Consider the following 21955-nt stretch of genomic DNA (forward strand, 5'->3'; position numbering starts at 1 on the left):
CGGCGACCGTGACTCGGTCACCGGCTCACGCCGCACCCACCCCTTCGCCTCACCCCCTGGAGAACGTTCATGGCGACGCCTGCCGCCCCCGCGCAGAGTTCAGCTCTGCCTCCCGCGAAGAGCGCCCCCTGGGCGATCGCCGTCAAGTGGGTGGCCGTCGCTGCGGCCCTCGCGCTGTGCCTCTACCTCGTGACGAAGCTGGCGTCCGCCGGCTACGGTCTCGCCATCGTCGGGGTCGCCTTCGTCGCGATGGCGGTGCTCGTCGTGTACGGCACGCGCCGCAGCGTCCCGGCCAAGTACCTGCTTCCTGGCCTGCTCCTGCTCGTCGGCCTCCAGGTATGGCCGATCGTCTACACGGCAGCCACGTCGTTCACGAACTACGGCCAGGGCCACCTCGTCTCCAAGGAGGAGGCGACCAAGCAGAACATCGCCTATTCCGTTCAGCAGGTGCCCGGATCGCCGACCTACTCCCTCTCGGTGGCGGTCAAGGAGGGGCAGGACGTCGAGAAGGGCGAGCTGTACTTCCTGCTCGCCGACGAGAAAGGGGAGAAGCTCGTCGGTGACGTCAAGGGAACCGCGCCGTTGACGGGCGCAACCGAAATGAGCCTCGGGCGCATCACCTCCGCCGAGGGGTTTCACATCCTCAACCTCGGCGAAGCCAACCGACGCAAGGATCTGAGCGCCTTCGCCGTGCCCACGGACGACGGCGGCGGGATCAAGGCCAGCGGCGCAACTCAGGCCTTCGAGGGCAAGCCGGCGCTGCGTCTCGACGAGGCCAAGGACGAGCTCGTCGACAGCTCCACCGGCACCGTCTACGTCGCGAAGAACGCGCGGTGGGAGCCGAAGAACGGCAACGGTTCTCCGCTGGCCGTCGGGTGGAAGGAGAACGTCGGTCTCAAGAACTACACGAGCCTGTTCACCAACCCGACGCTGCGCTCGGGCTTCCTCGGCATCTTCGCTTGGAACATCGCCTTCGCCGTGCTCTCGGTGCTCACGACGTTCGTGCTCGGCATGCTTCTCGCCCTGCTGCTCAACGACCCGCGCATGAAGGGCAAGGCCATCTACCGCAGCCTGCTCATCCTGCCGTACGCCGTGCCCGTGTTCGTCTCGGCGCTCGTGTGGGCCTCGATGTTCAACCAGGAGTTCGGCCTCATCAACACGATGACGGGCCTCGACATCGACTGGATGGGTGACCCGTGGGCCGCGCGCGCCGCCATCCTGCTCGTCAACCTGTGGCTTGGCTTCCCCTACATGTTCGTCGTGTGCACGGGTGCGCTGCAGTCGTTGCCCGGCGACGTCATGGAGGCCGCCCGCATCGACGGCGCCGGCCCGATCCGCACCCTGCGCTCGATCACGATGCCGCTGCTGCTCGTCGCCGTCGGCCCGCTGCTCATCGCATCGTTCGCCTTCAACTTCAACAACTTCGGCCTCATCTACCTCGTGACGAAGGGTGCTCCCTTCATCGGCGGCGACACCCAGATCGGTTCCACGGACCTGCTCATCACGTACGCCTTCCGTCTCGCGATGGACGGCACGAGCCCGAACTTCGGCTTCGCCTCCGCGATCGCCGTCGTCATCTTCATCATCGTCGCGCTGCTGAGCTTCCCCGGCTTCCTGCGCAGCAAGGCCCTCGAGGAGGTCAACTGATGTCCGTCAGCCCCGTCAACGGGCCGGTCGCTCCCGTCGAGCCGATCGGTGACGCCGCCCGCACCGCCAACGAGGCCAAGGGCGCCCGCGCGAAGAAGCCGGTGGTTCGCGGAAGCTTCCGGGACGTGTGGTGGCGCCACGCCCTCGCGCTGCTGGCGCTCGCCTTCGCGCTGTTCCCGATCGTGTTCCTCATGTCGGCCGCATTCAACCCGGCCGGCACGCTGAGCTCGACGGGCCTGCTGCCGAGCGGCTTCTCGCTCGACAACTTCACGGCGCTGTTCACCGACGAGTCGCACCCGTTCGTCACGTGGTACAAGAACGCGCTCATCATCGCGTTCGTCGGGTCGACCCTGTGCGTCTTCATCGGCGCCTGTGCGGCCTTCGCGTTCTCGCGCCTGCGCTTCAAGGGCCGGCGTGCGATGCTGCTGGCCCTCCTGCTGCTGCAGATGTTCCCGGCACTGCTCGCCTTCGTCGGCCTCTACATCACCTTCACGAAGATCGGCGAGGTGCTGCCGCCGTTCGGCCTCAACACGCTGTGGGGCCTCATCCTCGTCTACATGGGCGGTGCGATGGGTTCCAACGTGTGGCTGCTCAAGGGCTACTTCGACACCGTGCCGAAGGAACTCGACGAGGCCGCGCACGTGGACGGTGCCTCACACGCCCGCGTCTTCTTCTCCCTGACGCTGCCGCTCGTGCGACCGATCCTCGTGACGGTCTTCATGGTGACGTTCGTGGGCCTGTTCGGTGAGTTCCTGCTCGCGAGCATCTTCCTCACCGACGTGTCGAAGCAGACGCTCGGCGTGGGTCTGTACGGCATGACCTTCGGTCAGCAGCGCAACGCCCTGTTCGGGCAGTTCGCTGCGGGCGCGCTCCTGTGCTCGCTGCCCATCATGGGCCTCTACCTGGCGTTCCAGAAGCAGCTCATCGGAGGACTCACCTCGGGCTCCGTCAAGTGAGTGTCCCGCCACCCGCCACTGCCGCCGGGCGCCTCACGGCCTCGGCGGCAGTGGCGTCTCCCGTCGAAGGTCGAGACACATCATTTCGGAGGGAGGCGCGAACTGTACGGTCGACGTACGCGTCGAGTTCGGGGGGAGACATGGCGAACGTGCATGGCGAGGGGGGCTCGCCGCTGCGACTGTTGGAGATCGCGGAGGCGGCTGGGGTGTCGCAGGCGACCGTGAGCCGAGTGCTCAACAACAAGTCGGGCGTCGCCGAGGCCACCCGACAGAGCGTCCTCACCGCGGTCGACGTGCTCGGGTACTCGCGCCCCTCGAACCTGCAGCGTGCGGGCACTGGGGCGATCGGCCTCGTCGTGCCCGAGCTCGACAACCCGATCTTTCCGGCCCTCGCCCAGGCCGTGACGACCCGACTCGCCGCGGAGGGGTACACGGCGGTTCTGTGCCCGACGAGCGCCGGTGGGGTGCAGGAGGATGAGTACCTGTCGATGCTGCTGGGACGCGGCATCGCCGGGCTCATCCACGTCTCGGGTCGCCACGCCGACACGACGGCGTCGATCGCGCGCCATCAGGAACTCGTCGCGCAGGGCCTGCCCGTCGTCCTCGTCAACGGCCACCGCGACGACCTCGCCGTCACGTCGTTGTCGACTGACGACCGCGTCGCGGTGCGCCTCGCCGTCAGCCACCTGCTGAGTCTGGGGCACCGCCGGCTCGGTCTGGCCGTCGGGCCGGCACGCTACACCCCGTCGATCCGCAAGCTGACGGCATTCCGCGACGCCGCGGCCGAGTTCGGGTTCGAGGCGCTCGTCGAACACACGTGGTTCAGCGTCGAGGGCGGCGAACTCGCGGGAGCGCAGCTCACCGCGCGGGGCGCGAGCGGCATCATCTGCGGCTCGGACCTCATGGCGCTCGGCGTCATCCGCGGAGCGCGCCACGCGGGCTTGGACGTGCCGAGGGATCTCTCCGTCGTCGGATTCGACGGCTCGGCGATGACGGAGCACACCTCGCCGCCGCTGACGACGGTGCGCCAGAACGTCCCCGCACTCGCCGACGGCGCCGTCGACACGCTGCTCGACCAGATCCGTGGGCTCGCAGCGGCCGCGCCGTGCGCCCGTGAGCTGGTGCTCGCGCCCGACCTCGTCGTGCGCGCCTCTACCGGCCCGCCTCCGGTGCGCTGACGGCGCCCTCCCCAGCGTCGGCGTCGTCTCGGACGTCGGCGTCGTCTCGTGGCGCGTAGCGCCGCGCCTTCGTCAGCGCGCCGAGCAGAGCGTCGAGCAGCGTCGGGACGTCGGTGCAGCCGGGGACGCGGTGCGCTGCGGCGGTGTCGCCGTCGCCGACCTTGACGCCGATGTCGCTTCCCGCGCGCAGCGTCGTGAACACCGTCTCGTCGGTGACGTCGTCGCCGAGGTAGAACGTCGCACGCAGGTTGCGCTCGGCGGCGAGGGCCGCGAGTGCCGCACCCTTCGACACGTCGAGCACCGACAGTTCGACGACGGCCTTGCCGCGCATCGCGTGGACGCCCGGGACATCCTGCGAGACGGCGAGCGCCGCGCAGGTCGCGCGCTCAGCCTCGTCCTCGTCCATGCCGCGGGTGTGCAGGACGACGCCGGCCGGCTTGTACTCGACGCGTGTCGCGGGCAGTCGTTCGGCGATCGTGTCGAGCGCGTGGGTGGCCCCGTCGAGGGCGGCGCGCTCGACGTCGCTCAGCGCGCTGCCGCCCGAGGCGGCGGAGCCGAGGGTGGTCGAGATCTCTGCGCCGTGGCTGCCGATGAGGACAATGGGGGAGGACTCGTCGATCCCCGTCAGCGCGCGCAGGGTGGCGAGGTCCCGACCCGATGCGAGCGCGACGCTCACGCCCGGTAGCGCCGCCATCGCACTGAGTGCCTCGATCGTGCCCGGTTGCGGGCGGGCGCTCGCGGGGTCGAGGACGATCGGCGCGAGCACCCCGTCGAAGTCGGAGGCGACGAGTACGTCACCGCGGCGCGCGAAACCATCCAGCTCCTTGCGTGACGGCGGCCGCAGCGGCGTCGCGGTCACGACGCGGCCTGCGTCGACGGCGCCTTCGGAGCGGCCTCGAGGCTCGCGAGGTAGTTCTTCGCCCACTGCTGCACCGAGTTCTCGCTCACGAGGGCACGCATCGAGTCCATGCGCTGACGACGCTGGGGCGCCGGCGCGTCGACGGCCTTCATGATCTGCTGCTTGAGACCCGCGATGTCGTGCGGGTTGCACAGGTAGGCGTCGCTCAGCTCCGTCGCGGCGCCGGCGAACTCGGACAGCACGAGCGCCCCGTCGTCGGCGCAGCACGTCACGTACTCCTTCGCGACGAGATTCATGCCGTCGCGCAGCGGCGTGACGAGCATGATGTCGGCGGCCGCGAACATCGCCGCCATCTCCTCGCGGTCGAACGAGCGGTGCAGGTACGTGAGCGCCGTCGCGCCGATGCTCGAGAAGTCACCGTTGATACGCCCGACCGTCAGCTCGATCTGGTCGCGCAGATCCATGTACGCCTTGACGCGCTCGCGGCTCGGCGTCGCGACCTGGATAAGTTTGTGCTTGCTCGGGTCGAGGCGCTCGTCGGCGAGCAGTTCGCCGAACGCCTTGAGGCGGTGACGGATGCCCTTCGTGTAGTCGAGGCGATCGACGCCCAGCAGGATCTTCTCCGGGTTGCCGAGCTGCTCGCGGATCTCACGCGCCCGCGCCTGCACCGAATCCGACTCGACGATCTCGCGCAGCCCCTCGACGTCGATCGAGATCGGCACCGCGGCTGCGCGCACCTGGCGTTCGCCGAGGTCGACGACGTCGCCCGTCACGTCGAGGTCGAGGTACTGACGCACCGCGCGCAGGAAGTTGCCCGCGTCCTCGGTGCGCTGGAAACCCAGGAAGTCGGCGCCGAGCAGCCCCTCGAGGATCTCCTCGCGACCCGGCAGCTGTGCGAACAGCTCGACGGCGGGGAAGGGAATGTGGTTGAACCACCCGATGCGCAGGTCAGGGCGCAGTTCGCGCAGCATCTCCGGCACGAGTTGAAGCTGGTAGTCGTGCACCCACACGGTGGCGCCCTCTGCGGCGATGTCGGCGCACGCCTGGGCGAAGCGCTTGTTCACCGCGCGATAGGCACCACGCCAGCTGCGCTTGAACGTCGGCGTGATGATGACGTCGTGGTAGACGGGCCACAGGGTGTCGTTGCTGTGCCCCTCGTAGTAGTCGGCGATCTCCTGTTCCGACAGGGGCACCGGGTGAAGCTGCATGCCCGCGTCGTCGAAGGGGGCGGGTGCCTCACCCGGGTCTCCCGCCCAGCCGACCCACGCGCCGTCACGTCCGCGCATCACGGCGTCCATGGCGGTGACGAGACCGCCCGGCGAACGGCGCCACCCCTCGTTTCCCTCCTCGCCGGTGACGCGGTCGACGGGTAGGCGGTTGGCGGCGACGACGAAGTCGTACGTGTGGCTCATCGGATTGCTGGCTCCCCGTATTCGCTGGTGCTCGCCCGGCGACGAACTCCCGCTCGATCACCGGTGATTCGAGGTTATCGCGCCTCGGTGACGAACGGGTTGCCACCGCGTGACACGGGCACGCCGATACAGCGGAAGTTCAAGGAGGCGCCCTACGGTGGGGTCATGACGCCTCTCGACAACGCTGGTGACGCCCGACGCGGCGGGCACCGTCTGCCCCGTCCGCGCCGCGCCGAAGCCGACGAGTCGACCCAGCGCACCACGTGGGGAGCAGCAGCGGATGGCGACGCCACGCGGGCGGCGCCGCCGCGCGATCGTGACGACGAGGCCACCCGCGTCAGTTCACGCCGCCCGGAGGGGAACGACCGGATGGTGGGGCGCTTCGAGCTCGCGGAGAAGATCGGTGAGGGCGGCATGGGCGTCGTGTACCGAGCCATCGACACCGCCGACCCGCGTCGTCGTGAGGTCGCCGTCAAGGTTCTTCGCCCGCACATCGCCTACGACCCCGATGCGCGCACGCGTCTCGCGCGCGAGGTCGACACGCTCGAGCGCGTCCACCACCCCAACGTCGCTGCCGTCATCACCGCCGATCCGCACGGCGAGCGTCCCTACATCGCCACCGAGTACGTACCCGGTGACCCCCTCGACAAGGTGGTCGACGAGCGCGGTCCCCTGGGCGCGGAGGAGATGGCCGATCTCGGACGCAGCCTCGCGGAGGCTATTCGGGCCATCCACGCGGCGGGTGTCGTCCACCGCGACCTCAAGCCGAGCAACGTGCTCATGGTGGGTCGACGCCCCGTGCTCATCGACTTCGGCATCGCGCACATCGCCGACGACGCGCGCCTCACCTCGACCGGCCTCGTCATGGGTACCCCCGGCTACCTCTCGCCGGAGCTCGTCGAGGGCGCCCCGGTCTCCACGTCCACGGACTGGTGGGGGTGGGCGGCAACGCTCGCCTTCGCCGCCCAGGGGGAGCCGCCCTTCGGGCGCGGGCCGATGCCGGCCGTCCTCGACCGCGTGACGCGGGGGCAGGCCAACCTCACCGGCGTCGACGCGCGTCTCCGGCCGCTGCTCGCGGCCGCACTCAGCCCCGTGCCGGGGGAGCGACCCTCGGCCCGCGAGGTCGTCGAGCAGATGGAGCGCTACGCCCGGGGTGAACCGACGACGGTCGTTCCGGTGCGCTCACCTGCACCTTCCACGCCCGCTCCTGCGTCCACCTCGGTCATGCCGGTGGTCGACGCCACCCGCGTCGCGCCGGTCAGCGAGCGTCCGGCCTCGCAGCGTCAGCAGCAGGCACCTCAGGGGGCGGGTGCGTACGGCCAGTTCGGACAGCCGAACGGCCAGCACCAGCAGATGCCGCCCGGCGCCCAGGGGCAGCAGGCCCGCCCGATGTCGCCGCAGCAGAACCCGTACGGGGCTCCGCAACAAACCGGGGCCCGCCCCTACGGCCCGGGTGCGGCGATCAAGGCGCAGAGCCGCCCCGGCGAGCACGACCCCCGGATCAACCTGCCTCCCCGCTCGGGCACGCTCCAGGCGATGTTCCTCCTGTGGGTCGGTGTCACCGCGCTGGTGCCCGTCGTCGGACTCGTCCTGCTCATCGTGTGGAATGTCGCGGCGCGTTTCAGCGACTCGACGATCACGCAGACCGTCCTTCGCCGCTACGAGGCCGGGCGACGAAAGAGCGACGGCGCCGTCGCCGTGGCCAGTTCGCCCTGGCATCTGCTGCGCGCTCTCGTCTCGACGCTCGCGGCCCTCGTGCTCCCCTCACTCGTCTTCGCGTGCGTCGGTTCGCTCGTGGCCATCGGCTGGGCCATGGTGCGCGGTGACGGCGTCGCACGGGCGTGGTGGGCACTGCCCATCGTCGCGGGGGCCGTGGCGGGTCAGTGGACGATGTGGCGCGGCGCCGGGTCCGTCGGCTATCGCCGGGGTTCACGTTCGGTCGTGCGGGCGCTCGTCCCGGAGTCGGCCGGCAGGATCGTGGCGCCCGCGCTCGCCGGTCTCGGCCTGTTCATGCTCGTCGGGTCGTTCATGCAAGGCGGCGACATCTCCTGGGTTCCGCTCACCGGCGGCATCACCGATCCGCTCGCGGAGTACCTGCCGGCGTCCGGCCTCGGCAACTGATCCGTTGACGCTTCGGGCCCCGTTCCACAGCCCACCCACAGCGCGGGCCCACAGTCGGTCGAGGCCCACGAACTATTCTTCGAGGCATGGCGCAGTACGGACGGGATCAGTCGAGCACGGGGCCCAACCCCTCGAGGGACTCGTCCAGCACGCCGACCCCGGGGTTGCCGCCACGGATGCGCTTCCTGCGCAGCGAGCCGGTCACCGAGCCGCTGCCCATCGCCGACGCGCTCAAGCGCACGCCCTATCGCGACCCGAACGTCATGGGCGGGCCGGACGACGACACCGAGCAGCAGAAGGCGCTCGACATCGCCGCCCGTGTGGGTGAGTTGCTCCTCCGCTGTGGCGCGAGCACGCGTGACGTCGAGGCGAGCGTCGTCGCCGTCGCGGCATCCGCGGGTCTGCGCCGCCTCGAGGTCGACATCACGAACCAGTCCTTGTTGTTGCAGAGCCCGTCGACGAACGGCCGTCAGCCCCTCACGATGTTGCGTGTCGTGCGCTCCTCGACGCGCGACTTCTCTCGGCTCATGGCCGTGCACCAGTTCGTCGAGTCGCTCGTGTCCGGTGGCCTGGATCTCGACGAGGCGACGAAGGAACTGAAGCGCATCCAGAGGATGCCGCGCCTCTACCCGCGGTGGCTCGTCTCGGTTGCCTTCGGTGGTCTCGCGGCATCCGTCGCGACGATCCTCGGCGGCGGCTGGATGGCCGTCGCCGTCGCGTTCGTCTCCGCCGTGCTCGTCGACCGAGTGGGCCGACGCCTGAGCAACGCCGGCGTTCCCGCGTTCTACGGCGCCGCCGCCGGCGGTCTCATCTCGACGGCCCTCGCGTGGTTCGCCTACATGTCGCACCAGAGCCGCGTCGTGGGGGAGTTCGTTGCCCACAACCTGCCCGGCACGATGTCGACGGCCGACTTCGCCTATGCCATCTCGGGCGGCATCGTCGCGCTCCTGCCCGGTCGTCAGATGGCGTCCGCGGTCGAGGACGCGGTGACGGGTTATCCCGTGACGGCGTCGGGGCGTGTGCTGACCGTCATCCTCGACTGCGCGGGCATCACGGTCGGTGTCGGTGCCGGCCTGGCGCTGACACTGAACCTCGACCGGGCGCTCGACCTCAGCCTCCAATCGCCCGGCTCCCTGCGCTTCGACATGCCGCCCACGGCCCTGCTCCTGCAGGTGGCGTGCGGTGCCATCGGTGCGGCGTGTGCCGCCGTCACGATGCGCTCCCGCGTGCGGATGCTCCTGCCGACAGCTGCGGCGGGAGCCCTCGGCGTCGTCGGGGTTGCGCTGTTGACGCGTTATGTCGGGATCGGGGCGACGACGGCCACGGCGGTCGCTGCCGTCAGCGTCGGGTTCTCCGCGCGGCTCGTGGCGCTGCGCCTCGGTGCGCCCGCCCTCGTCATCGTCATGCCGGCGGTCTCGCCGCTGCTGCCGGGCCTGCGGATCTTCCGGGGCATGTACGAGTCGGTCTCCGGGTCGGTCATCGGCGCCACCAAGGTGGCCCAGTCCGGCGTCGGTGTGACGACGATGCTCGGCGCCGTCGGAGTGGCCCTCGCGATCAGCACCGGACTGGTGCTCGGCGACGTGCTCTCGGCCCCGCTCGACAAGCCGCTGGTACGCCGTCGACGAGCGCGCCGGCGCTGAGAACACGTCGTTTTTGTGTGATATGCATCACATTTTGAGCCCGAAAAGGCCTGAACTGTCAAGAAGTTACCGCGACCTGATTGTTATGTAGGTCTCTCGCCCCGTAACGTTCCCTTCGCTGTGCACGATGTATTCCTCGTGTCGTCACGGCGACATGAGAACTCAACACAACCACTTATTCAGTGGGCGGTGCACACGCCAAACCTCGTCTGGCACCGCCGTTTCACCCGCAGATCGCGGGCTGAAGACGAGGGTGGGGGACCCACTTCCGACGCTCGCCGCACGGTGAGCGTCTCGGGGTGAAGCCGGTCCTCGCCGGCCGGGCACCTGACTGCCCGAACCCGACAGCTCACCTCACAGGCGTACGTCAGGAAAGGACACTCTCCATGGGTTACACCCCCAAGCACGTCGCTGCTTCCGAAAGCACCACCGGCCGCAAGGTCGCCGGCGTGGCTCTCGCCGGTGCCGCCACCGTCGGTGCCGGTCTCACCCAGGCCTCCTCGGCCTCCGCCGCCTCGGTCTGGGACCGCGTCGCTCACTGTGAGTCGACGGGCAACTGGCACATCAACACGGGTAACGGCTTCTACGGCGGCCTCCAGTTCACGCAGCAGACGTGGCGTGGCTTCGGCGGCGGTCAGTACGCCTCGTCCGCTCACCTCGCCACCCGCGAGCAGCAGATCGCGATCGCTCAGAAGGTTCTGCGCGTGCAGGGCCCCGGCGCATGGCCGGTCTGCTCGGTTCGCGCCGGTCTGACCCGCGCGACCGGTGGCGCATCGGCCGCTCCGGCCGTGACGCAGACGTCGCGCTCCACCGCCCGCTCCGCTGTCGTGTACTCGCAGGGTGGCAAGCTCGCCGTCGACGGTGTTCTCGGCCCGCGCACGGCCCGGGAGCTCCAGGCTTGGGTCGGCACGTTCCGCGACGGTGTCGTCGGCGTCCAGACGAAGAAGGCCCTGCAGCGCAAGGTCGGCGTGTACGCCGACGGCATTGTCGGCCCGCGCACCGTTGCTGCGCTCCAGACGAAGGTCGGCATCTCGCGTGACGGCGCCAGCTACCTCAACGCCCGCACGGTTCGCGCTCTGCAGGCTTACCTGAACAACCACTGATCGGTTGATCCAGGGCTGACGGGCCCCGCCGCTTTCGAGCGGCGGGGCCCGTCTCGCGTACCTGGGTACCTTCGCTCGATTTGGTAGCGCCATTTCACTGACGGGTCCACGCAAAAAAACACCGGGAAACGGGGCTCGGGTTCGGCCCGGCCGCTGACCCGTGTGCAGGTCCGATAAGATCGCGTGGTCGCCCGCGAGGGTGGCGTGCTGGAGTGGCGCAATTGGTAGCGCACCTGTCTTGTAAACAGGTGGTTGTGGGTTCGAGTCCCATCTCCAGCTCTGTGAATTCCGCTCGCAGTGTGCCCATGTCCCCGAGATCATCCGGGTGACGCGTGCCTTCTGGTGAGCTGGGGGCGTCAAGGCACGGTTCAGACTCGTTTCCTACGATGTCGTCATGAACCTCAAGCCCGCAGCAGACGTCCAGACCGCACCCCTCGCAGCGCTCGGCCTCCTCGGGGGCTACGTCACCGCCCGCGAGACGCAGATCCGCCCGCTCGGTGGCGTGGTCCTCGCCCTCGCCGGTGCTTACGCCGGACGCACCTGGGTCGCCAAGGCCGGTGCCGCCAAGGCCGCCGCCCTGGGTGCCGTCTACCTCGGGGGCTTCGGTGCCTCGCACCCGCTTGCGAAGAAGGTCGGAGCGTGGCCGGCCGTGCTCGGCGTCGCCGCAGCCTCCGCGGCCGCGTCGTACGCCCTCGCCGACCGCCACTGATCTCCGCACACGCCCGAGCCGCCCGCGGCGCACCGATCGAGCGATGCGGGCGGCTCGTCGTGCCTTCGCCCGATAAACTCGGGCGATCTGTCACCCGGCACGAGGAGGTGCCCCCGTGAGCGCGGAGCGTCCGTCGTCAAAGGCACCTGCCCCGTGCGCCGAGCGCCTCGACGCTGCGGGCGACGACCTGCTCGGCGAGGACGCCGCCGCACTGCCACGCTGGGTGCGCAACCTCGCGAAGCCCGTCGGTGGGCGTCCTGCGCTGCTGCTCGAGCTGTTCATCTTCTGGATGTTCTTCCAGTACTTCAGCTACGCGCAGGAGCACATCCGCGGAGGCCCGATCGAGTCCGTGCGCCACGCGCACGAACTGTTCGATCTGGAGAAGACGCTCCACATCGACGTCGAACTCTGGCTCAACGCCGGCCTCGCCGCCGTGCCGCCGCTCGCCATCGCCGCGGGCTACTACTACGGCATGGTGCTCGCCACCGTGCCCGTCACCCTGGCGCTCGTCTGGTGGTTCAACCCCCAGGGCTTCCGACGACTGCGCAGACTTCTCATCGCGACGACGCTGCCCAGCCTGCTCGTCTTCTGGCTCCTGCCCATGGCGCCGCCGCGCTTCGCGGTGCCCGGCGTCGTCGACATCAACGCCGTCTACAACATCCTCGGGGGAGCGCTCGCGCGCGACCCGTCACGCTCGGCCAACCTCTACGCGGCCATGCCCAGCCTGCACTGCGCGTGGTCGACCTGGGTGGCCTACGCGCTGTGGGAGACGTGGCGTCACACCCGTCCGACGTGGGCGCGCCTCGCGTGGCTGTTCCCCGCCATGACCTACTGGAACGTCATGGCCACGGGCAACCACTTCGTGCTCGACATCGTCGGCGGCGTCGCGCTGTTCCTTATCGCCCTCGTCATCGTCCGGGTGGTCAAGGGCGCCGAGGAGCGCATCTGGCAGCACGAATCGGACAGTCCCGCCAGTGCGCGCGCGACAGTCGCCGCTTCCGACTTCCTTACTTCGGGGGCATCCGCAGAGCCCCGTCGAGGCGGATGACCTCGCCGTTGAGCAGCCCGTTGTCGACGATGTGGGCCACGAGCGAGGCGTACTCGTCCGGGCGGCCCAGACGCGACGGGTGCGGCACGGCCCGACCGAGCACCTCGCGCGCGGCCTCCGGCAGCCCGGCGAGCATCGGCGTCTCCATCGTGCCGGGCGCGATCGTCATGACGCGCACACCGAGGTCGGCGAGGTCGCGCGCGGCCGGCAGCGTGAGGCCGACGACGCCGCCTTTGCTCGAGGCGTAGGCCGCCTGGCCGATCTGGCCGTCGTAGGCGGCGGCGCTGGCCGTCATGACGACGACGCCGCGGTCGCCGTCGACCGGCTCGTTCTTCGCCATCGCCTCGGCGGAGAGGCGAAGCACGTTGAACGTGCCGACGAGGTTGATGTCGATGACCGTCTTGTACTGCTCGAGTGCGTGCACGCCCTTGCGGCCCAGGATGCGGCCCGGCGTGGCCACGCCGGCGCAGGCCACGGTGATGCGCAGTTCACCGAGCTCGGTGGCGGCGGTGACGGCGGCCTGAACCTGAGCCTCGTCGCGCACGTCGGTGGCGACGAAGCGGGCGCGCTCGCCCAACTCTGCGGCGAGTGCTTCGCCCTTCGACGCGGGCAGGTCGACGATGACGACGCCCGCTCCGGCGTCGTGCAGGCGGCGGGCGGTGGCCTCCCCGAGGCCCGAGCCGCCACCGGTGACGAGGGCGACAGTGTTCTGCGTGATGTTCATGCCTCGAACCCTATCGACTGGCGAAGCGGCTTTGTGGGCTGCGTCACGCCCGCCCGAACCTCAGTGGTAGAAGGTCACCTCGGTGGCCTTCACCGTGGCGTGGACGGGTACTCCGGGTGCGAGTGAGAGGTCGGCGACGGCGTCGAGCGTCACGTCCGCGACGAGGTCCGCGTCCCCCGTGAGGTGCACGCGCGCCGAGGTGCCGGTGTGCTCGATCTGCGCGACGCGCACCGCCCACGTGTTGCGCGGGGAACCCTCGGGACGGCTCGGCCACAGAGACACGGAGCTCGGCGCGAATGCGGCGAGGTGCTCAAGATCGCCTGCCGGGGGGTGCTCGCCCCCGGCAGCCGTGATGCGTGCACCGTCAGCGGTGACGAGCGTCGCGCCGTCGACGACGCGCCCACGCCACAGGTTGAGCCCCACGAGGCGCGCAGCGAACGGGCTGCGCGGACGGCGCACGACCTCGCTCGGCGTGCCGCCGTCGCTGAGGTGACCGCCGTCGAGGAAGACGAGGCGATCGGCGAGGGTGAGCGCTTCGACGGCGTCGTGCGTGACGAGAAGGGTCACGACATCCTGTTGGTCGCGCAGACGCTCGCCGAGGAGCGCCCGTAGGTCGTCGCGGCCCCGTGCGTCGATGGCGGACAGCGGTTCGTCGAGCAGGAGGACGCTCGGGTCGAGCGCCAGAGCACGCGCGAGCGCGACTCGCTGGGCTTGGCCGGAGGAGAGTGCGTCCGGACGTCGCCCGGCGAGGTCAGCGGCAAGGCCGACGCGGCTGAGTTCTTCACGCGCTCTCGCTCGCGCAGCCTCTTTCGAGGCCCCGCGGGCCCGCAGCCCGAATGCGACGTTGTCGAGGGCGCTGAGGTGGGGGAACAGGTCACCGCGAGCCGTCATCATCCCGACGCGGCGGGCGCGTGGCGGAAGGTGCCGTGCGCCGTCGTCCCAACGCTCGCCGCCGACGTGGAGGGCGCCCTCGGCGAGGGGCGTGAGTCCGGCGAGTACCTCGAGCAGCGTCGTCTTGCCGCTGCCGTTCGGCCCGAGAACACCGATGACCTCACCGGGTGCGGCGTCGAGCGCAGCGTGGAGGATGAAGTTGCCGCGACGGGTGGTGCCGGCAAGCGAGAGGCCGGTCATCGGCGCTCACCTCCCGCGCCCACCCAGTGACCCCGCAGCAGGGCGAGCAGGACAACGCAGAGGGCGAGCATGAGCGCCGCGAGCGCCGTCGCGGCGTCCTGGCTGATGTCGAGGGCTTGGTAGACGGCGAGCGGTCCCGTCTGAGTGCGCCCGGGGTAACTGCCCGCAAAGGTGATCGTGGCCCCGAACTCGCCGAACGCGCGCGCCCACGCGAGCGTCAGTCCGGCGAGGAGGCCGGGCAGCGTCATCGGCACGAGGACGTGGCGCAGCGTGAACCAGCGGGAGGCGCCGAGCACCTCGGCGGTGCGGCTCCAGCGCGCGTCGAGGCCGCGGAACGCGCCCTCGGCGGCGAGGACGAAGAACGGCATCGCGACGAACGTTTCCGCCATGACGACGCGGACCCACGAGTAGGGCACCGGCGCGCCCGTCACAGCCGTCACGGCGCGCCCGAGCAGCCCCGAGCGCCCCCACGCATCGAGCAAGGCAACGCCCGCGACGACCGGCGGCAACACGAGGGGCACGGTGACGACGGCCCGCGTCCAGGCGGCGGCGCGGCCACGCAGGCGGGAGAGCCACCAGGCGAGCGGAGTGCCGAAGAAGGAAGCGAGCAGCGCCGACGTCACGGTGGTGCGCAGCGAAAGCCACAAAGCCTCGCGGGCACCGGCAGTCGTGAGGTCGTCGAGGAGGCTGCCCCAACGCACCTGCGCGAGCAGCGCGACGAGGGGCAGAACGATGAAGAGCAGAGCGACGACGGCGAGTGTCACGAGCACGACCCCGCCGCGGTCACCCGTGCCTGCGCTCCTGCGTGCAGGCGGGGGAGCGCTCGCCGTCTCGTCGCTCATCGTCGTCAGCCGGGCAGGCCGAAGCCGTTGCCCTGCAGGACTCGTCGCCCTTCGTCGCCGCGCACGAACTGCGCGAAACCCTTCGCGTCGGCAGTGTCGCTCCACGCCGTGATCGGCAGTGTCGTCGTGACGTTCGAGGCCGTCGGTACCTCGACGCCGCTCACCTTCGAGCGTGCGCTCGAGGCGTCGGTGGCGTACACGAGCGCCGCCTCTGCGTCACCGGCGACGACCTTGGCGAGCGTCGCCTTGACGTCCTTCTCGTAGCTGACGACGTGTGGCGCGACCTTCGCCTTGGTGAGGGCCTTGTGGGCAGCGCGACCGCACGGCACCTCCTTGGCGCACAGGACGGTGTCGACCTTCGCGAGGTCGGCGAGACCCGTGACGTGGGCGGGGTTCCCGCGGGGCGTGACGATCTCGAGGCGGTTCGTGGCGAACGGCGTCCACGCCTTGCCCTCGGCCAGATCCTTCGGCAGCTTCTTCGGTGCCTCGGTGTCGGCGAGAGCCACCACGTCGGCCGGGGCGTCGTGGGAGAGCTGGGTGACGATCGTCGAACTGGCCGCGAAGCTCACCTCGACGTGGGTGCCGGGGTGGACCTTCTCGTAGGCGCGCGCCAACGTCGTGAACGACTCCGTGAGCGACGCGGCGGCAAGCACCGTGACAGTCTTGTCGTCGCCCTCCGACGCGCCGCAGCCGCCGGCACCCATGGCGAGCGCTGCTGCAACCGGCACACTCATGAGGCGCCATGCCCGTGCCGTCATGCCTCGTCGTCGACCATCAACGAGCGGGCCGTCGGAAGATCCACGGGCGTGAGTTCGGGACGCTTCGGGAGGCGACCGTCACCGGAACTCGTGCCCTTGATACGACGTTCCACCCACGGAGCGAGGTACTGGCGCGCCCACTCGGCGTCCTCGGCGACGCGCTGGCGCACCGGCTTCGCAGCCTGCGCCGGCAGGTGGGCGAGCCACTCGCCGGTCGTCGGAAGCCCGAGCGTCCATGCCGCCTGCTGCGCGACGCGCTTGTGGCCTTCGGCGGAAAGGTGCAGACGGTCGACGGACCACATGCGCGGATCGCGCAAGGGGGGCATCGACCACAGATCGAGCACGTAGCAGTCGTGCCGCTGCGCGATACCCCACAGGTTCGCAAGGTGCCACGTGATGCGCGGGCGCAGGCGCGTCATGATCTTCGACGCGGCGGGGTTGACGAGCGTCGCCAGCAGGACGTCGGAGCCCGCCTCCTTGAGGCGGACGACGGCGTCCTCGATACCGGCCGCGAGATCGTCGAGGTTGACCGACGGGCGCATGATGTCGTTGCCGCCGCCCACCATGCTCACGAGGTCGGGCTTCATCGCGAGGGCCGCGTCGAGCTGGGGACCGATGACGTCCGCGAGTAGTCTGCCGCGCACCGCGAGATTGGCGTACTCGAGCTTCGCGCCCCGCTCCTCCTGCTGCATCGCGATGTCGACGGCGAGGCGATCAGCCCACCCGAGGTAGGCGTCGTCCTCGCGGGGGTCGTGGTCGCTCATGCCCTCGGTGAAGGAGTCACCAAGGGCGACGTACCGGTGCCAGAGCAGACCGTGGTGCGTCTGTTCGGATGCCTGAGCCCCGGGCGCGGGGAGGTCGTTCGTCATGCAATACGCCAATCGATCGTGTGGGTTCCGAGCTGCTCCAACAGCTCGTTCGTGCGACTGAAGGGCTTGCTTCCGAAGAAGCCGCTGCGCGCGGAAAGCGGTGAGGGATGCGCGGATTCGACGGTCGGGGTGTCGCCGAGGTGCGGGGCGAGTGAGCGGGCGTCGCGACCCCAGAGGATGGCGACGAGGGGCTGCTTGCGCTCGACGAGCGCCGTGATGGCCTGCGCCGTGACGTACTCCCAGCCGTGACCACGGTGGCTTGCGGGCTTGCCGGGCTGAACGGTGAGGCAGCGGTTGAGCAGGAGCACGCCCTGGTCGGTCCACGCGCTCAGGTCACCGTGTTCGGGCGGCTCGATGCCGAGGTCGTCCTTGAGCTCCGCGTAGATGTTCTGCAGGCTGCGCGGGATCGGGCGGACGTGGGCATCGACAGCGAAGCTGAGCCCGATCGGGTGCCCCGGCGTCGGGTACGGGTCCTGGCCGACGATGAGGACGCGCACGTCCTCGAACGGCTGGGTGAACGCTCGCAGGACGTTCTCGCCCGCCGGCAGGTACCCGCGCCCGGCGGCCACTTCGTCGCGCAGGAACTGCCCGGCAGTGGCGATGTGGTCGGCGACCGGCGCGAGGGGTTCCACCAGCTGGGATGTACGAGTTCGTCATACGACTGCGGCATGCCGCCAAATCTATCGCGAGTCGATTCACCGCGCGGCGTGCTCCGAACGGGCCAGAGGCTCGAGCGTCTTGCACGTGGATGGTCGGTTTGGGTGAAGATGCGCGCGACGTCGGCGTCATCTTCAGCCAAACCCGCCATCCACGCGCCTTTGTCCGGGCCCTCATGTTCGGGCGGGCAGGAGGCGACGATCTACCCTGGTTGCATGCCCGTCATCGAGACCCCTGCAGGTGCCCGCGTCCCCGGTGACGACGAGGCGCCCGGGCTGCGTGAACGAGACCGCGCCATGCTCGCCTTCGAGCGCGAGTGGTGGAAGCTGCCCGGCGCCAAGGAAGCCGCCATCAAGGAGCGCTTCGGCATGAGCGCGACGCAGTACTACCAGCAACTCAACGCCCTCGCCGACACGGCCGAGGCGCTCGCGGCCGACCCTCTGCTCGTCAAGCGCATCCAGCGCCGTCGCGCCTCACGCCGTCGCACGAGCTGAGCGCCCACCCCGACGTGCGTCTGCCGCTGTGAGCGAACACGGCGGTCGCAGCCCCGTCGCCGTTTGCACTCGCAGGGGGCGAGTGCTAATCATGGCCTTAGCACTCTGAACATGAGAGTGACAAAGACCTGACTGCATGAGTGAGGGTTCGGGGCTCGCGCGACATGACCGCGCGAACGATCGGGCTCGTCCGTCGCGGGCGCTGGTGCGGTCACTACGTACGTCACGTGGAGGAGCCACGCACATGGCCAAGACCATTGCTTTTGACGAGGAGGCCCGTCGCGGCCTCGAGCGCGGTATGAACACCCTTGCCGACGCGGTGAAGGTGACGCTCGGCCCCAAGGGCCGCAACGTCGTCCTCGAGAAGAAGTGGGGCGCACCCACGATCACCAACGACGGTGTCTCCATCGCCAAGGAGATCGAGCTCGACGACCCGTACGAGAAGATCGGCGCGGAGCTCGTCAAGGAGGTCGCCAAGAAGACCGACGACGTCGCCGGTGACGGCACGACGACGGCCACCGTCCTCGCGCAGGCCATGGTGAAGGAGGGCCTGCGCAACGTTGCGGCCGGCGCCAACCCGATGGCGCTCAAGCGCGGCATCCAGCAGGCCGTCGACGCCGTGAGCAAGCAGCTGCTCGACCACGCCAAGGAGATCGAGACGAAGGAGCAGATCGCTGCTACCGCGTCCATCTCCGCCGCTGACCCGCAGATCGGTGAGCTCATCGCCGAGGCCATGGACAAGGTCGGCAAGGAAGGCGTCATCACCGTCGAGGAGTCGAACACGTTCGGCCTCGACCTCGAGCTCACCGAGGGTATGCGCTTCGACAAGGGCTACATCTCGGGTTACTTCGTCACCGACACCGAGCGTATGGAGGCCGTCCTCGACGACCCGTACATCCTCGTCGTCAACTCGAAGATCTCGAACATCAAGGACCTGCTGCCGGTTCTCGAGAAGGTCATGCAGTCGGGCAAGCCCCTCATGATCATCGCCGAGGACGTCGAGGGCGAGGCCCTGTCGACGCTCGTGGTCAACAAGATCCGCGGCACGTTCAAGGCCGTTGCCGTCAAGGCTCCGGGCTTCGGTGACCGCCGCAAGGCCATGCTCGGCGACATCGCCATCCTCACGGGCGGCCAGGTCATCTCCGAGGAGGTCGGCCTCAAGCTCGAGACCACCGAGCTCGACATGCTCGGCCGCGCCCGCAAGGTCGTCGTCACGAAGGACGAGACGACGATCGTCGAGGGCGCCGGCGACGACGAGCAGATCAAGGGCCGTGTTGCTCAGATCCGCGCCGAGATCGAGAACTCCGACTCCGACTACGACCGCGAGAAGCTCCAGGAGCGGCTCGCGAAGCTGGCCGGTGGCGTCGCCGTCATCAAGGCCGGTGCCGCGACGGAGGTTGAGCTCAAGGAGCGCAAGCACCGCATCGAGGACGCCGTTCGCAACGCGAAGGCCGCCGTCGAGGAGGGCATCGTCGCCGGTGGTGGCGTCGCGCTCATCCAGGCCACGAAGGACGCCGAGTCGGCCTTCGCCGGTCTGGAGGGTGACGAGGCCACGGGTGCGAACATCGTGCGCGTCGCCGCTGAGGCTCCGCTCAAGCAGATCTCGCTCAACGCGGGTCTCGAGCCGGGCGTCATCGTCGAGAAGGTGCGCGGTCTGACGCCGGGCCACGGTCTCAACGCCGCCACGGGCGAGTACGTCGACATGATCTCCTCGGGCATCATCGACCCCGCCAAGGTGACGCGTTCGGCTCTGGAGAACGCTGCGTCCATCGCGGCGCTGTTCCTCACGACCGAGGCCGTCATCGCCGACAAGCCCGAGAAGAACGCCGGCGTCGACGCCGCCGGTGCGGGTATGGACGGTATGGGCGGTATGGGCTTCTGACCCTGGGAGGCGAAGGTTGGGGGCTCGGCGAGCGAAGCGAGCTCAGCCCCCGGCCGTAGCTGAGCGGGTGTCAGAAGCCCGAGAAGGAATGGCTTCTGACACCTGCAGGGCTCATCTCTGACGAAGCGGGCGATCACCTTCGGGTGGTCGCCCGCTTCGCTGTGCGCGTCGACCGGCGTGGTGGCGGCACAGTGACGCGTGCCTCACGGCCTATGTGCGACGTCGTCGCACCAGGGCGTTAGGGTAGGCCTGCGCCTCGGCGCTGGGGATTCAGGATCACAAGGAGTACGCACATGGTTCGCACGGCGAACAGGACGACCATCGCTGCGGCAGCGGCCGCGCTCGGAGTGGCTCTGGCGGGGTGCTCGGCGCCCGGGGGCTCGGACGGTGACACGGCGTCGTCGTCGACGAACCAGATCACGCTGGCAGATGCCGAGCCGGTCGGTCAGTACTACCCGGTAGCCGGTTACGGCGCGACGGGCGTTTCACCTGTGTTCGAGGGTCTCCTGCGTCCGTCGGCGCCGAACGACAAGGAGCTTCCCGACCTCGCGCCCGCGCTGGCCGAGTCGAAGCCGAAGGTGAGCGACGGCGGCAAGACGTGGACGGTGCGCCTCAAGAAGGGCGTGACGTTCCACGACGGCAGCGCCTTCGACTCCAAGGACGTTGCGGCCACCTACCGCGCGGTGCTCGACCCGAAGTCCGCGTCGCCGATCGCCGACGACTACCGCCTCATCGACGAGGTGGTGACGCCGGACGCCTCCACGGTCGTCTTCCGCCTCAAGGCGCCGAACGGCGGCTTCGCCTCGCGCCTGCTCCTCGGCATCGCGCCGAGCGAGAAGGTCACCTCGGGTGACGCGGCGAACTCCGAGCTCAACACCAAGCCCGTCGGCACGGGCCCGTTCAAGCTCCAGAGGCTCGCGCCGAACGAGGCCACGTTCGTCGCCAACGACAAGTACCGCAGCGGCAAGCCCGAGGTGGACAAGGTCGTCATCCGTCACGTCGAGGACGACAACGCCCGCATGCAGCAGGTCGTCTCCGGGCAGGTCGACGGCTCCGCGCTGCCGCCGCGCCTGGCCAAGAGCGTCGATGGGCGTGACGGCCTCAAGGTCACCGGTGTGCGCTCCGCCGACTGGCGTGGGGTTTCGCTGCCGGTGTCCGTGCCGATCACCTCCCAGCCCGAGACGCGCCGTGCGCTCAACATCGGGGTGGACCGCGAGGCGCTCGTCGAGAAGGTGCTCGCCGGGCGCGGCACCCCGGAGGTCAGCCCCATCACTAAGGTCTTCCCCCAGCACGCCGACGTCGACTTCACGAAGGCCAAGGGTGCAGCCCGCAAGGCCGAGGCCGAGAAACTCCTCGACGAGGCGGGGTGGAAGAAGGGCGCCGACGGTGTCCGCACGAAGGACGGCAAGCGCGCCGAGCTGACGCTCGCCTACCCCGCGTCCGACACCCTGCGCCGCGAACTGGCCTCCGCCTTCGCCGACCAGCTGCGCGGCCTCGGCGTCAACGTGAAGCTGTGGGGCGGCAGCTGGGACGACATCGAACCCAAGATGCGCACGACGGCCGTCATGCTCGGTGGTGGCGACAACCCCTACACCGTCGACACCCAGGCCCACCGCGCGCTGCACTCGCGCGGTTCCGCGTCCGGGCCGTTCGACAACCCCGGCAACTACAAGAACGCGAAGGTCGACGCAGCTCTGGAGGCGGCACAGTCGACCTCCGACGAGACCGAAGCGACGAAGCAGTACCGCGCCGCGCAGGACGAGTACGTCAAGGACCCGGCGTACGTCGTGCTCGCCACGCTGCACCACACGTACGCCTCGCGCGACAAGGGTTTCTCCGGCCCGGCGCCGATCGTCGAGCCGCACTCTCACGGCACGACGTGGGGCCCGTGGTGGTCGCTGGGCGCGTGGAAGAAGAACTGATCG

Annotated in this window: 18 protein-coding genes, 1 tRNA gene, 1 pseudogene and 1 riboswitch; of the genes and pseudogenes, 12 read left to right on the forward strand and 8 right to left on the reverse strand. The window is 69.7% G+C overall.

Annotated features, from left to right (window positions below; genetic code table 11):
* Positions 1-69 precede the first annotated feature (69 nt).
* From D1832_RS08470 to D1832_RS08480, 3 genes are all read left to right on the forward strand, one after another.
* Positions 70-1647, forward strand: coding sequence for an ABC transporter permease subunit (locus tag D1832_RS08470; RefSeq protein WP_118913471.1), 1578 nt, complete (start codon positions 70-72; stop codon positions 1645-1647).
* Positions 1647-2603, forward strand: a complete 957-nt coding sequence (locus D1832_RS08475) for a sugar ABC transporter permease (RefSeq protein ID WP_118913472.1) — start codon at positions 1647-1649, stop codon at positions 2601-2603. The genes D1832_RS08470 and D1832_RS08475 overlap by 1 nt, the downstream gene beginning before the upstream one ends.
* 140 nt (positions 2604-2743) lie before the next feature.
* Positions 2744-3781, forward strand: coding sequence for a LacI family DNA-binding transcriptional regulator (locus tag D1832_RS08480; RefSeq protein WP_118913473.1), 1038 nt, complete (start codon positions 2744-2746; stop codon positions 3779-3781).
* On the opposite strand, the gene otsB is transcribed toward D1832_RS08480, so the two are convergent.
* Positions 3756-4640 (reverse strand): trehalose-phosphatase, encoded by an 885-nt coding sequence (gene otsB / locus D1832_RS08485; protein ID WP_241510935.1) that lies wholly within the window; start codon positions 4638-4640, stop codon positions 3756-3758. The two genes, D1832_RS08480 and otsB, sit on opposite strands and share 26 nt — an antisense overlap.
* Positions 4637-6052, reverse strand: coding sequence for an alpha,alpha-trehalose-phosphate synthase (UDP-forming) (locus D1832_RS08490; RefSeq protein ID WP_118913474.1), 1416 nt, complete (start codon positions 6050-6052; stop codon positions 4637-4639). The genes otsB and D1832_RS08490 overlap by 4 nt, the downstream gene beginning before the upstream one ends.
* Before the next feature lie 165 nt (positions 6053-6217).
* On the opposite strand from D1832_RS08490, the gene D1832_RS08495 reads away from it, so the two are divergent.
* From D1832_RS08495 to D1832_RS08520, 6 genes are all read left to right on the forward strand, one after another.
* Complete coding sequence (locus tag D1832_RS08495) at positions 6218-8173, forward strand: serine/threonine-protein kinase (protein ID WP_147362651.1); 1956 nt, start codon at positions 6218-6220, stop codon at positions 8171-8173.
* Positions 8174-8259: 86 nt separating this feature from the next.
* Positions 8260-9813: a threonine/serine exporter family protein gene (locus tag D1832_RS08500; RefSeq protein ID WP_118913476.1), complete on the forward strand. Its 1554-nt coding sequence runs from the start codon at positions 8260-8262 to the stop codon at positions 9811-9813.
* Between the two features lie 218 nt (positions 9814-10031).
* Positions 10032-10191, forward strand: a riboswitch (cyclic di-AMP (ydaO/yuaA leader).
* 8 nt (positions 10192-10199) lie between these two features.
* A complete protein-coding gene (locus tag D1832_RS08505) occupies positions 10200-10916 on the forward strand; it encodes a transglycosylase family protein (protein WP_118913477.1) in 717 nt (238 codons plus the stop codon).
* Between the two features lie 206 nt (positions 10917-11122).
* Positions 11123-11195, forward strand: a tRNA-Thr gene (locus tag D1832_RS08510).
* Between the two features lie 115 nt (positions 11196-11310).
* Positions 11311-11625 carry a hypothetical protein gene (locus tag D1832_RS08515; RefSeq protein WP_118913478.1) on the forward strand — a complete coding sequence of 105 codons (315 nt, stop codon included), beginning with the start codon at positions 11311-11313 and terminating at the stop codon, positions 11623-11625.
* Between the two features lie 115 nt (positions 11626-11740).
* Entirely contained in the window at positions 11741-12673 is a 933-nt protein-coding gene (locus tag D1832_RS08520; RefSeq protein ID WP_118913479.1) for a phosphatase PAP2 family protein, read from the forward strand.
* Here the strand turns inward: D1832_RS08520 and D1832_RS08525 are convergent.
* The 6 genes and pseudogenes from D1832_RS08525 to D1832_RS08550 form a co-directional block, all read right to left on the reverse strand.
* On the reverse strand, positions 12633-13397 hold the full coding sequence (locus D1832_RS08525) for an SDR family NAD(P)-dependent oxidoreductase (RefSeq protein WP_118913480.1): 765 nt from the start codon (positions 13395-13397) through the stop codon (positions 12633-12635). The two genes, D1832_RS08520 and D1832_RS08525, sit on opposite strands and share 41 nt — an antisense overlap.
* Before the next feature lie 60 nt (positions 13398-13457).
* Positions 13458-14528, reverse strand: a complete 1071-nt coding sequence (locus D1832_RS08530; protein WP_118913481.1) for an ABC transporter ATP-binding protein — start codon at positions 14526-14528, stop codon at positions 13458-13460.
* Positions 14525-15370 carry a molybdate ABC transporter permease subunit gene (gene modB, locus D1832_RS08535; protein ID WP_118913482.1) on the reverse strand — a complete coding sequence of 282 codons (846 nt, stop codon included), beginning with the start codon at positions 15368-15370 and terminating at the stop codon, positions 14525-14527. Before modB ends, D1832_RS08530 begins: the two co-directional genes overlap by 4 nt.
* Before the next feature lie 5 nt (positions 15371-15375).
* Positions 15376-16128 carry a molybdate ABC transporter substrate-binding protein gene (gene modA, locus D1832_RS08540; protein WP_206609371.1) on the reverse strand — a complete coding sequence of 251 codons (753 nt, stop codon included), beginning with the start codon at positions 16126-16128 and terminating at the stop codon, positions 15376-15378.
* Positions 16125-16997, reverse strand: coding sequence for an SGNH/GDSL hydrolase family protein (locus D1832_RS08545; protein ID WP_118913483.1), 873 nt, complete (start codon positions 16995-16997; stop codon positions 16125-16127). The genes modA and D1832_RS08545 overlap by 4 nt, the downstream gene beginning before the upstream one ends.
* A pseudogene (locus D1832_RS08550) lies at positions 16994-17667 on the reverse strand (uracil-DNA glycosylase). The gene D1832_RS08545 and the pseudogene D1832_RS08550 overlap by 4 nt, the downstream one beginning before the upstream one ends.
* Before the next feature lie 202 nt (positions 17668-17869).
* On the opposite strand from D1832_RS08550, the gene D1832_RS08555 reads away from it, so the two are divergent.
* The 3 genes from D1832_RS08555 (at position 17870) to D1832_RS08565 (ending at position 21952) form a co-directional block, all read left to right on the forward strand.
* Positions 17870-18148 (forward strand): DUF3263 domain-containing protein, encoded by a 279-nt coding sequence (locus tag D1832_RS08555; RefSeq protein WP_118913485.1) that lies wholly within the window; start codon positions 17870-17872, stop codon positions 18146-18148.
* Between the two features lie 244 nt (positions 18149-18392).
* Complete coding sequence (groL, locus tag D1832_RS08560; protein WP_118913486.1) at positions 18393-20030, forward strand: chaperonin GroEL; 1638 nt, start codon at positions 18393-18395, stop codon at positions 20028-20030.
* Between the two features lie 293 nt (positions 20031-20323).
* Positions 20324-21952, forward strand: a complete 1629-nt coding sequence (locus D1832_RS08565) for an ABC transporter substrate-binding protein (RefSeq protein WP_118913487.1) — start codon at positions 20324-20326, stop codon at positions 21950-21952.
* Positions 21953-21955: the final 3 nt, after the last annotated feature.

It is taken from the genome of Dermacoccus abyssi, from assembly GCF_003515945.1.
GTDB classification, from domain to species: domain Bacteria; phylum Actinomycetota; class Actinomycetes; order Actinomycetales; family Dermatophilaceae; genus Dermacoccus; species Dermacoccus abyssi.

Excerpts from the sequence above, each read along its gene's own strand:
- D1832_RS08470 (WP_118913471.1), top strand. The coding sequence starts at position 70 with ATGGCGACGCCTGCCGCCCCCGCGCAGAGTTCAGCTCTGCCTCCCGCG.
- D1832_RS08475 (WP_118913472.1), top strand. The coding sequence starts at position 1,647 with ATGTCCGTCAGCCCCGTCAACGGGCCGGTCGCTCCCGTCGAGCCGATC.
- D1832_RS08480 (WP_118913473.1), top strand. The coding sequence starts at position 2,744 with ATGGCGAACGTGCATGGCGAGGGGGGCTCGCCGCTGCGACTGTTGGAG.
- D1832_RS08490 (WP_118913474.1), bottom strand. The coding sequence starts at position 6,052 with ATGAGCCACACGTACGACTTCGTCGTCGCCGCCAACCGCCTACCCGTC.
- D1832_RS08495 (WP_147362651.1), top strand. The coding sequence starts at position 6,218 with ATGACGCCTCTCGACAACGCTGGTGACGCCCGACGCGGCGGGCACCGT.
- D1832_RS08500 (WP_118913476.1), top strand. The coding sequence starts at position 8,260 with ATGGCGCAGTACGGACGGGATCAGTCGAGCACGGGGCCCAACCCCTCG.
- D1832_RS08505 (WP_118913477.1), top strand. The coding sequence starts at position 10,200 with ATGGGTTACACCCCCAAGCACGTCGCTGCTTCCGAAAGCACCACCGGC.
- D1832_RS08515 (WP_118913478.1), top strand. The coding sequence starts at position 11,311 with ATGAACCTCAAGCCCGCAGCAGACGTCCAGACCGCACCCCTCGCAGCG.
- D1832_RS08525 (WP_118913480.1), bottom strand. The coding sequence starts at position 13,397 with ATGAACATCACGCAGAACACTGTCGCCCTCGTCACCGGTGGCGGCTCG.
- D1832_RS08530 (WP_118913481.1), bottom strand. The coding sequence starts at position 14,528 with ATGACCGGCCTCTCGCTTGCCGGCACCACCCGTCGCGGCAACTTCATC.
- modB (WP_118913482.1), bottom strand. The coding sequence starts at position 15,370 with ATGAGCGACGAGACGGCGAGCGCTCCCCCGCCTGCACGCAGGAGCGCA.
- modA (WP_206609371.1), bottom strand. The coding sequence starts at position 16,128 with ATGACGGCACGGGCATGGCGCCTCATGAGTGTGCCGGTTGCAGCAGCG.
- D1832_RS08545 (WP_118913483.1), bottom strand. The coding sequence starts at position 16,997 with ATGACGAACGACCTCCCCGCGCCCGGGGCTCAGGCATCCGAACAGACG.
- D1832_RS08555 (WP_118913485.1), top strand. The coding sequence starts at position 17,870 with ATGCCCGTCATCGAGACCCCTGCAGGTGCCCGCGTCCCCGGTGACGAC.
- groL (WP_118913486.1), top strand. The coding sequence starts at position 18,393 with ATGGCCAAGACCATTGCTTTTGACGAGGAGGCCCGTCGCGGCCTCGAG.
- D1832_RS08565 (WP_118913487.1), top strand. The coding sequence starts at position 20,324 with ATGGTTCGCACGGCGAACAGGACGACCATCGCTGCGGCAGCGGCCGCG.